This window comes from Bacteroides finegoldii DSM 17565, assembly GCF_000156195.1.
Classification (GTDB): domain Bacteria; phylum Bacteroidota; class Bacteroidia; order Bacteroidales; family Bacteroidaceae; genus Bacteroides; species Bacteroides finegoldii.
On sequence record NZ_GG688319.1, the window covers coordinates 250,448 to 251,263 of the forward strand.

1 protein-coding gene is annotated in these 816 nt (G+C 35.4%); it reads left to right on the forward strand.

What is annotated here, in order from left to right; all coding sequences use genetic code 11:
• A partial coding sequence (locus BACFIN_RS14660) for a restriction endonuclease subunit S (protein ID WP_007750412.1) occupies nucleotides 1-816 on the forward strand: 816 nt, incomplete at both ends.

The following is an 816-nucleotide window of genomic DNA, read 5'->3' on the forward strand; positions in this document are numbered from 1 at the left end:
ATTATGAGAAGTTTCTCGCTACCGGGGAGGTGAAGTGCATTGACGAGGAGATTCCGTTTGAGATTCCGCAGGGGTGGGAATGGTGCAGACTTTCATTGCTTATTTATCCTCCCAAATATGGAACTTCAAAAAAATCTGTCCCATCTGGTTTATTGCCTGTTCTTAGGATGGGGAATATTCAAGACGGAGAAATTGTATTTGACAAACTTGTTTATAGCAATGATTTGGATGACAATAAAAAGCTATTATTGCAATATGGTGATTTATTGTTTAATCGGACTAACAGTGCTGAATTAGTTGGTAAAACAGCTATTTTTAGAGGACAACGGAATGCAATATTTGCAGGGTATCTAATACTATTACGTCCCATTTTTATTAATTCGGAGTACTTAAATTTATTGCTAAATACTCCATATGCACGAGATTATTGTAATGAAGTCAAAACAATCGGTGTTCAACAATGCAATATAAATGCAGAAAAAATTTCTAATCTACTCATCCCTGTACCTAACCTCCATGAAACTGTAGCAATCGTAGAAAAGGTAAAAAACATAGCATTACCGATTATAAAATATGGGGAGTTTTATCAAAAATTGAAGCATCTAAATAGAGAATTGCCTATTATCATAAGAAAATCTATTCTTCAAGAGGCAATACAAGGCAAACTTGTTCCACAGATTGCAGAGGAAGGTACAGCCCGAGAGTTACTTGAACAGATTAAAACCGAAAAAGAAAAACTCGTCAGAGAGGGTAAGTTGAAAAAGTCTGCTTTGACTGATTCTGTTATCTTTCGTGGTGACGATAACAAGTATTATG